Below are 9,272 nucleotides of genomic sequence, written 5' to 3'. Positions count from 1 at the left end.
GTCGAGGCGGGCGCGCTGCCGTCGGTGTTGCCGGGCGGCCGTCCGGCGACCGACCCGCGCGCACGCGCGGAGGTCGCCGCCGCCTGGGGCCTCGCCGAAATCCCGCTGCGGTACGGCCGGGACACCGGGCAGATCGTCGAGGCCGCCGCCACCGGAGAGCTCGGGGCCCTGGTGGTGGCGGGAGTCGAGGTCGCCGATCTGCCCGACCCGGCACGCGCGCGTGAGGCACTCTCCGCGGTGGGCTTCCTGGTGTCGCTGGAGCTGCGGCCCAGTGAGGTCACCGAACGGGCGGATGTCGTCCTTCCGGTCGCCGCCGTCGCCGAGAAGGCGGGCACCTTCGTCAACTGGGAAGGCCGTGTGCGGATGTTCGAGGCCGCGCTGAAGCCCGACCAGATGACCCGCCGGGTGGCACCCACCGACGGGCGGGTGCTCCAGATGCTGGCCGACGCCATGGACGTCCACCTGGGGCTGCCGGATCTGCGCACCACACGCGCGGAGCTGGACCGCCTCGGGGCGTGGGACGGGGCGAGGGCCAACGAGCCGGTGGAGGTGGCGGCCGGACTGCCGCGCCCGGCCGCCGGGGAGGCCGTACTGGCCGGGCACCGGCTGCTGCTCGACCAGGGTCGCCTCCAGGACGGCGACGAGGCGCTCGCCGGGACGCGGCACGCCGCACGCGCGCGCGTGTCCGCCGCCACGGCCGCCGAGTCCGGCGTCAAGAACGGCGACGTCCTCGCGGTCAGCGGCCCCGCCGGGGTCGTCGAGCTGCCGCTGCAGATCACCGAGATGCCCGACCGCGTCGTCTGGCTGCCGCTGAACTCCACCGGTTCGGGCGTCGCCTCCGACACCGGGGCGCTGCCCGGCGCACTCGTCCGTATCGGCCCCGCGACGCTCGCCGCCGAGGCCCCCGAGGAGGTGGAGGCATGAGCTTGTACCTCGCCGCTGAAGACCTCTCGATGTTCGGCCGCGACCCCTGGTGGCTGGTCGTCGTCAAGGCGGTGTTCTGCTTCGCCTTCCTGATGATCACTGTGCTGTTCTCCATCGTGTGGGAACGCAAGGTCGTCGCCTGGATGCAGCTGCGCATCGGCCCCAACCGGCACGGCCCCTGGGGCATGCTCCAGTCGCTCGCCGACGGCATCAAGCTGATGCTCAAGGAAGACGTCATCGTCAAACGCGCGGACAAGGTCGTCTACGTCCTCGCGCCGATCGTCGCGGCCATCCCGGCCTTCATGGCGATCGCGGTGATCCCCTTCGGCCCGGCCGGCAACGAGATCTCGATCTTCGGCCAGCGCACCACGATGCAGCTCACCGACCTGCCGATCGCGATGCTCTACATCCTCGCGGTCGCCTCGGTCGGCATCTACGGCATCGTGCTGGCGGGTTGGAGTTCCGGTTCCACCTATCCGCTCCTCGGCGGCCTCCGCTCCGCAGCGCAGATGATCTCGTACGAGATCGCCATGGGCGCCGCGTTCGCCTCGGTCTTCCTCTACTCGGGGTCGATGTCGACGTCGGCGATCGTGGAGGCGCAGCAGGACCGCTGGTACATCGTGCTGCTGCCGGTCTCGTTCGTGATCTACATCGTGACCATGGTCGGCGAGACCAACCGCGCCCCGTTCGACATGCCGGAGTCCGAGGGCGACCTGGTCGGCGGCTTCAACACCGAGTACTCGTCGATCAAGTTCGCGATGTTCATGCTCGCCGAGTACGTCAACATGGTGACCGTCTCCGCCGTTTCGGTGACGCTCTTCCTCGGCGGCTGGCGGGCCCCCTGGCCCATCAGCACCTTCTGGGAGGGCGCCAACCACGGCTGGTGGCCGATGCTCTGGTTCGTGGTGAAGGTGCAGCTGCTGCTGTTCTTCTTCATCTGGCTGCGCGGCACACTCCCGCGCGTCCGCTACGACCAGCTGATGAAGCTCGGCTGGAAGGTCCTCCTCCCGGTCTCCGTGGTCTGGCTGATGCTCGTAGCGACCGTACGGACCCTCAGGAACGAGAACTACGACTTCGCTGAGATCGCCCTGTACGTCGCCGGTGCCGTCATCGTGCTGTTCCTGCTCTCGGTCGTCGCGGACATGTTCCGCGACCGGCGCGAGGCACAGGACCAGCCCGCCGAACCGGCCGCCTTCGACCCAATGGCCGGCGGATTCCCCGTACCGCCCCTGCCCGGACAGACCCTCCCGCCGGTGCCGCGCAGGCGTCCGCGCCGGGAGCGGGAGCTGATTGTCAGTGGTGGGTCCGATACTGACAGTGACGGATCTTCGAATGGAAGGGAGGCGTCCGATGGCTGAGGAGCCGAAAGAGACCAAAGAGACCAAACCGGGTTTCCAGAACCCCGTCGCCGGCTTCGGCGTGACCTTCAAGGCCATGTTCAAGAAGCGGCTGACCGAGCAGTATCCGGAGCAGCAGAAGACCACGGCCCCGCGGTTCCACGGCCGGCACCAGCTCAACCGCCATCCGGACGGCCTGGAGAAGTGCGTCGGCTGTGAGCTGTGCGCCTGGGCGTGTCCTGCCGACGCCATCTACGTGGAGGGCGCCGACAACACGGACGAGGAGCGCTACTCGCCGGGCGAGCGGTACGGCAGCGTCTACCAGATCAACTACGCCCGCTGCATCCTGTGCGGCCTGTGCATCGAGGCGTGCCCCACACGCGCGCTCACGATGACCAACGAGTTCGAGCTGGCCGACTCCAGCCGCGCCAACCTCATCTACACCAAGGAGCAGCTGCTCGCCGGGCTGGAGGAGGGCATGGTCGACTCGCCCCACTCGATCTTCCCCGGTACCGACGAGCAGGACTACTACCGGGGGCTCGTGACCGAGGCCGCGCCCGGCACGGTACGTCAGGTCGCCGCCTCCAAGGGCGAGAAGCCCGAGGACGAGGAGGTGGACGCATGAGCGCGCAACTAGCCGCCGCAGCCACTCTTTCCGCCGGCACCTCCACCGGTGAGGCCTTCCAGTTCTGGGTGCTCGGCACGATCGCCGTGATCGGCGCCCTGTGCACCGTCTTCATGAAGAGGGCTGTGCACAGCGCGCTCTGCCTCGCCGGCACCATGGTCGTCCTGGCCGTGTTCTACCTGGCCAACGGCGCCTACTTCCTGGGCGTCGTGCAGATCGTCGTCTACACCGGCGCGATCATGATGCTGTTCCTGTTCGTGGTGATGCTCGTCGGCGTCACCGCGGCGGACTCCCTGAAGGAGAGCATCAAGGGCCAGCGCTGGCTGGCCCTCCTCTGCGGCCTCGGCTTCGGCATCCTGCTGATCGCGGGCATCGGCAACGCCTCGCTGACGGAGTTCAACGGCCTCGGCCAGGCGAACGCGGGCGGCAACGTGGAGGGCCTCGCGGCCCTGATCTTCACCGACTACGTGTTCGCCTTCGAACTCACCGGCGCCCTCCTCATCACGGCCGCCGTCGGCGCCATGGTCCTCACCCACCGCGAGCGCACCGAGCGCGCCAAGACCCAGCGCGAGCTGGCCGAAGAGCGCGTACGCGAGGGCAAGCACCTCCCGCCGCTGCCGGCCCCCGGCGTCTACGCCCGGCACAACGCGGTCGACATCCCGGGCCTGCTGCCCGACGGCACGCCGTCCGAGCTGACCGTCAGCAAGACGCTGCGGGACCGGGGCCAGGTCCGCGACGTGTCGACGCAGGCGCTCAACGACCTCAAGGCCCTGGAGCAGCGCGCCGAGGACCGCCTGGAGCGCACCAACAGCGGGAACGGCGGCAAGCGCGGGGAGGCATCGAAGTGAATCCCGTCAACTACCTGTATCTCGCCGCCCTGCTGTTCACGATCGGCGCCACCGGCGTCCTGATCAGGCGGAACGCGATCGTGGTGTTCATGTGCGTCGAGCTGATGCTCAACGCCTGCAACCTCGCCCTGGTCACCTTCTCCCGGATGCACGGCAATCTCGACGGCCAGATCATCGCCTTCTTCACGATGGTCGTCGCCGCCGCGGAGGTCGTGGTCGGACTCGCGATCATCGTGTCGCTGTTCCGGTCCCGCCACTCGGCCTCGGTCGACGACGCCAGCCTGATGAAGCTGTAAGGGGTCGGAAGAATCGTGGAGAACCTGATTGCGCTGCTGGTCGCGGCGCCCCTGCTCGGAGCGGCCGTCCTGCTGTGCGGCGGCCGGCGCCTCGACGCCGTCGGCCATCTCATCGGCACCGTCCTCGCCGCCGCCTCCTTCGTCATCGGCGTCGTCCTCTTCGCCGACATGCTCGGCAAGGACGCCGAACACCGCGAGATGGGCCAGCATCTGTTCAGCTGGATCCCCGTCGAGGGCTTCCAGGCGGACGTCGCCTTCCAGCTCGACCAGTTGTCGATGACGTTCGTCCTGCTGATCACCGGAGTCGGCTCGCTCATCCACGTGTACTCCATCGGGTACATGGAGCACGACGAGCGCCGACGCCGCTTCTTCGGCTATCTGAACCTGTTCCTCGCGGCGATGCTGCTGCTCGTCCTCGCCGACAACTACCTGCTGCTGTACGTCGGCTGGGAGGGCGTCGGCCTCGCCTCGTACCTGCTGATCGGCTTCTGGCAGCACAAGCCCAGCGCCGCCACCGCCGCGAAGAAGGCCTTCCTGGTCAACCGCGTCGGCGACGTGGGCCTGTCCATCGCCATCATGCTGATGTTCACCACCTTCGGGACCTTCGCCTTCGGGCCGGTCCTGGAGGCCACCGGCGAGACGAGCGAGGGCAGGCTCACCGCCATCGCCCTGATGCTTTTGCTCGCCGCCTGCGGCAAGTCCGCCCAGGTGCCGCTGCAGTCCTGGCTCGGGGACGCGATGGAGGGCCCGACCCCGGTCTCGGCCCTCATCCACGCCGCGACCATGGTGACCGCCGGCGTCTACCTGATCGTCCGCTCCGCGGACATCTTCAACGCCTCGCCGGACGCACAGCTCGTCACCACCATCGTCGGCGCGGTCACGCTCCTCTTCGGTGCGATCGTCGGTTGTGCGAAGGACGACATCAAGAAGGCCCTCGCGGGCTCGACGATGTCGCAGATCGGTTACATGGTGCTGGCCGCGGGCCTCGGCCCCATCGGCTACGTCTTCGCGATCATGCACCTGGTGACGCACGGCTTCTTCAAGGCCGGGCTCTTCCTCGGCGCCGGCTCGGTCATGCACGGCATGAACGACGAGGTCGACATGCGCAAGTACGGCGGCCTCCGCACGTACATGCCGGTCACCTTCGTCACCTTCGGCCTCGGCTACCTCGCCATCATCGGCTTCCCCGGTCTGTCCGGCTTCTTCTCCAAGGACATGATCATCGAGGCGGCCTTCGCCAAGGGCGGCACCGAGGGCTGGATCCTCGGCAGTGTGGCCCTGCTGGGCGCCGCCATCACCGCGTTCTACATGACGCGCGTGATGCTGATGACGTTCTTCGGCGAGAAGCGCTGGCAGCCCGACGAGAACGGCGACGAACCGCACCCGCACGAGTCGCCCAAGGTCATGACGATCCCCATGATCGTGCTGGCCGTCGGATCGGTCTTCGGCGGCGCGTACTTCAGCATCGGCGACCGGTTCGTCCACTGGCTGGAGCCCGTCACCAAGCACACGCACGGCCACCCGCCGATCAGCGCGCTGACGGTCACCATCTCCACGGTCGCCGTGATGGTCATCGGCGTCGGCCTCGCCTGGCTCCAGTACGGGCGCCGGCCCGTCCCCGTCGTCGCCCCGCGCGGATCGCTGCTCACCCGGGCCGCCCGGCGCGACCTCCTCCAGGACGACTTCAACCACGTCGTCCTCGTACGCGGCGGAGAGCACCTCACGCGCTCCCTCGTCTACGTCGACCACACCCTGGTCGACGGCGTCGTCAACGGCACTGCGGCCTCGATGGGCGGTCTCTCCGGGCGGCTGCGCCGGATCCAGAACGGCTATGCCCGGTCGTACGCGGTCTCGATGTTCGGCGGCGCTGCGATCCTCATCGCCGCGACCCTGCTGATGAGGGCGGTCTGATACCGATGTCCTTTCCCCTGCTGACAGCGGCGGCGGCGCTCCCGGCCCTCGGGGCGATCGCCACGGCCGCCGTACCGGCCGCGCGGCGCACCGCCGCGAAATGGCTGGCGCTGATCGTCTCGCTGGCCACGCTCGTGCTCGCCGCGATCGTCCTGTTCCGCTTCGACCCGGACGGCGACCGCTACCAACTCACCGAGTCCCACGCCTGGATCGCCGACTTCGGGGTGCGGTACGAGCTGGGCGTGGACGGCATCGCGGTGGCGCTCATCGCGCTCACCGCCCTGCTGATCCCGTTCATCATCCTCGCGGGCTGGCACGACGCCGACCCGCTGGAGACCGGAGCTGCATCTCTTGGCAGCTTCGCTGCGGGGAGGTGGCGGCCCACGCAGGGCTTCTTCGCCCTGATCCTGGCCGTCGAGGCGATGGTGATCATCTCCTTCGAGGCCACCGACGTCTTCCTCTTCTACATCTTCTTCGAAGCCATGCTCATCCCGATGTACTTCCTCATCGGCGGCTTCGGGGACCGTGCCCACGAGCACGGCGAGGAAACGGCGGCGACGCAACGCTCGTACGCCGCCGTGAAGTTCCTCCTCTACAACCTGGTCGGCGGCCTGATCATGCTGGCCGCGGTGATCGGCCTGTACGTCGTGGCCGGGAACTTCTCGCTCCCGGCGATCGCCGAGGCCCGCGCCAACGGCACGCTGGAGATGGCGACCAGCACCGAGCGCTGGCTGTTCCTCGGCTTCTTCTTCGCCTTCGCGGTGAAGGCCCCGCTGTGGCCACTGCACACCTGGCTGCCCAACGCCATGCAGGAGTCCACCGCCCCGGTCGCCGTCCTGATCACGGCGGTCGTCGACAAGGTCGGCACCTTCGCGATGCTCCGCTTCTGCCTCGGGCTGTTCCCGGAGGCCAGCACGTGGGCGACGCCCGCGATCCTCGTCCTGGCGCTGATCAGCATCATCTACGGGGCGCTGCTGGCGGTCGGCCAGCGGGACATCAAGCGGCTGGTGGCGTACGCGTCGATCTCGCACTTCGGGTTCATCATCCTGGGCATCTTCGCGATGACCAGCCAGGGCCAGTCGGGCGCGACGCTCTACATGGTCAACCACGGCATCTCGACCGCCGCCCTGATGCTGGTGGCCGGCTTCCTGATCTCCCGGCGCGGGTCCCGGCTCATCGCCGACTACGGCGGCGTGCAGAAGGTCGCGCCGGTCCTCGCAGGCACGTTCCTGATCGGCGGCCTCGCGACGCTGTCGCTGCCCGGGCTCGCCCCGTTCGTCAGCGAGTTCCTGGTCCTGGTCGGCACGTTCGCGCGCTACCCGGTGGTCGGGATCATCGCCACCGTCGGCATCGTCCTCGCCGCGCTCTACGTCCTCGTCCTCTACCAGCGGACGATGACCGGCCCGGTGAAGGCCGAGGTCGAGGGGATGCCCGATCTGAGGGCGCGGGAACTCGTGGTGGTCGCCCCGCTGATCGTTTTGTTGATCTTCCTGGGCGTCTACCCGAAGCCGCTCACCGACATCGTCAACCCGGCGGTCGAGCACACCATGTCCGACGTCCAGAAGCAGGACCCCCAGCCCGAGGTGGAGGCGGCCAAGTGAGCGCATCAGCCGTCCACAGCCTGTGGACAACCGCGGCCGACCCGATCACGAAGATCGACGCGCCGAAGATCGAATACGGGCAATTGTCGCCCACTCTGATCGTCATCGGGGCGGCGATCATCGGGGTGCTGATCGAGGCCTTCGTGCCACGCAAGACCCGTTACTACGCCCAGGTGTTCGTCTCCGTGGTCGCTCTCGCGGCATCCTTCGCCGCGGTCGTCGCGCTCGCGGCGGGCGGATACGGCACCACGAAGGCCGGCATCGCGGCGATGGGCGCCATCGCCGTGGACGGACCGGCCCTGTTCCTGCAGGGCACGATCCTCCTGGCCGGCATCCTCGGCGTCTTCACCTTCGCCGAACGGCGGCTCGACCCCGAGACGCACGGCAACAAGGTCGACTCCTTCGCCGCGCAGGCCGCGTCCGTGCCCGGCAGCGACAGCGAGAAGGCCGCCGTGAAGGCCGGGTTCACCACCACCGAGGTGTTCCCGCTGCTGCTCTTCGCGATCGGCGGCATGCTGATCTTCCCGGCGGCCAACGACCTGCTGACCCTGTTCATCGCCCTGGAGGTCTTCTCGCTCCCGCTCTACCTGCTGTGCGCCGTGGCCCGCCGCAAGCGGCTCATGTCGCAGGAGGCCGCGGTCAAGTACTTCCTGCTCGGCGCCTTCGCCTCCGCCTTCACCCTCTTCGGCATCGCACTGCTGTACGGCTATTCGGGGTCGGTGAAGTACGCGACGATCGCCCAGGTCGTCGACGGCACCGTCGGAGAGATCAACCCCGCCCTCGCCGGCACCATGGGCAACGACGCGCTGCTGCTCATCGGCGCCGCCATGGTCGTCATGGGCCTGCTCTTCAAGGTCGGCGCGGTGCCGTTCCACATGTGGACGCCGGACGTGTACCAGGGCGCGCCCACGCCGGTCACGGGCTTCATGGCGGCGGCGACCAAGGTGGCCGCCTTCGGCGCGCTGCTCAGGCTCCTGTACGTCGTCCTGCCCGGCCTGCGCTGGGACTGGCGGCCGGTCATGTGGGCCGTCGCCATCGTCACCATGCTGGGCGGCGCGATCGTCGCCATCACCCAGACCGACATCAAGCGACTGCTCGCCTACTCGTCGATCGCCCACGCCGGGTTCATCCTCGCCGGTGTCATCGCTGCCTCGCCCGACGGCGTCTCGTCCGTGCTGTTCTACCTGGGCGCCTACTCGTTCGTGACGATCGGCGCGTTCGCCGTGGTGACGTTGGTGCGGGACGCGGGCGGCGAGGCCACACACCTGTCCAAGTGGGCCGGTCTCGGACGCAGATCGCCCCTGGTGGCGGCCGTGTTCGCGGTCTTCCTGCTGGCCTTCGCGGGCATTCCGCTGACCTCCGGGTTCGCCGGGAAGTTCGCCGTGTTCAAGGCGGCGGCGGAGGGCGGCGCGGGCGCGATCGTCGTGGTCGGTGTGATCTCCTCGGCCATCGCCGCGTTCTTCTACATCCGCGTCATCGTGCTCATGTTCTTCAGCGAGCCGCGCCCCGAGGGGCCGACCGTCGCCGTGCCGTCGCCGCTGACCATGACCGCGATCGGCGTCGGGGTCGCCGTCACACTGGTGCTCGGCATCGCGCCGCAGTACTTCCTGGACCTGGCGGGGCAGGCGGGGGTGTTCGTGCGCTGACGCTCCGCTTGGTCGTACGGCTGTGGCGGGGCCCCGCGCCCGGGGGGGGCCGGGGCCCCCCGGTGGGCCGGTGGCGGGCCGCGG

General features: G+C 69.0%; 8 protein-coding genes. All 8 read left to right on the top strand.

From position 1 onward, the window contains the following. Positions 1 to 924, top strand: a 924-nt coding sequence (locus ACFU53_RS43985) for a molybdopterin-dependent oxidoreductase (protein ID WP_384005489.1), incomplete at its 5' end; no start/stop codon positions are given. Then, positions 921 to 2,282, top strand: coding sequence for an NADH-quinone oxidoreductase subunit NuoH (nuoH, locus tag ACFU53_RS43980; protein WP_384005487.1), 1,362 nt, complete (start codon positions 921 to 923; stop codon positions 2,280 to 2,282). The genes ACFU53_RS43985 and nuoH, both read left to right, overlap by 4 nt. Further along, on the top strand, positions 2,275 to 2,886 hold the full coding sequence (nuoI, locus tag ACFU53_RS43975) for an NADH-quinone oxidoreductase subunit NuoI (protein ID WP_384005485.1): 612 nt from the start codon (positions 2,275 to 2,277) through the stop codon (positions 2,884 to 2,886). Before nuoH ends, nuoI begins: the two co-directional genes overlap by 8 nt. Then, positions 2,883 to 3,734, top strand: coding sequence for an NADH-quinone oxidoreductase subunit J (locus ACFU53_RS43970; protein WP_384005483.1), 852 nt, complete (start codon positions 2,883 to 2,885; stop codon positions 3,732 to 3,734). The genes nuoI and ACFU53_RS43970 overlap by 4 nt, the downstream gene beginning before the upstream one ends. Beyond that, positions 3,731 to 4,030 (top strand): NADH-quinone oxidoreductase subunit NuoK, encoded by a 300-nt coding sequence (gene nuoK, locus ACFU53_RS43965; protein WP_384005481.1) that lies wholly within the window; start codon positions 3,731 to 3,733, stop codon positions 4,028 to 4,030. The genes ACFU53_RS43970 and nuoK overlap by 4 nt, the downstream gene beginning before the upstream one ends. Positions 4,031 to 4,045: 15 nt before the next feature. Then, positions 4,046 to 5,941, top strand: coding sequence for an NADH-quinone oxidoreductase subunit L (gene nuoL, locus ACFU53_RS43960; protein WP_384005479.1), 1,896 nt, complete (start codon positions 4,046 to 4,048; stop codon positions 5,939 to 5,941). Between the two features lie 5 nt (positions 5,942 to 5,946). Next, a complete protein-coding gene (locus ACFU53_RS43955) occupies positions 5,947 to 7,542 on the top strand; it encodes an NADH-quinone oxidoreductase subunit M (protein WP_384005477.1) in 1,596 nt (531 codons plus the stop codon). Next, on the top strand, positions 7,539 to 9,188 hold the full coding sequence (nuoN, locus tag ACFU53_RS43950; RefSeq protein ID WP_384005476.1) for an NADH-quinone oxidoreductase subunit NuoN: 1,650 nt from the start codon (positions 7,539 to 7,541) through the stop codon (positions 9,186 to 9,188). Before ACFU53_RS43955 ends, nuoN begins: the two co-directional genes overlap by 4 nt. The last annotated feature ends 84 nt before the right edge of the window (positions 9,189 to 9,272 follow it).

The organism is Streptomyces sp. NPDC057474, from assembly GCF_042802555.1.
GTDB lineage: Bacteria > Actinomycetota > Actinomycetes > Streptomycetales > Streptomycetaceae > Streptomyces.
Note: the sequence above shows the minus strand (reverse complement) of the source record. Positions and strands in the feature narration are given on the sequence as shown.

Coding starts and splice junctions, on each gene's coding strand:
- nuoH (WP_384005487.1), top strand. CDS start 921: ATGAGCTTGTACCTCGCCGCTGAAGACCTCTCGATGTTCGGCCGCGAC.
- nuoI (WP_384005485.1), top strand. CDS start 2,275: ATGGCTGAGGAGCCGAAAGAGACCAAAGAGACCAAACCGGGTTTCCAG.
- ACFU53_RS43970 (WP_384005483.1), top strand. CDS start 2,883: ATGAGCGCGCAACTAGCCGCCGCAGCCACTCTTTCCGCCGGCACCTCC.
- ACFU53_RS43955 (WP_384005477.1), top strand. CDS start 5,947: ATGTCCTTTCCCCTGCTGACAGCGGCGGCGGCGCTCCCGGCCCTCGGG.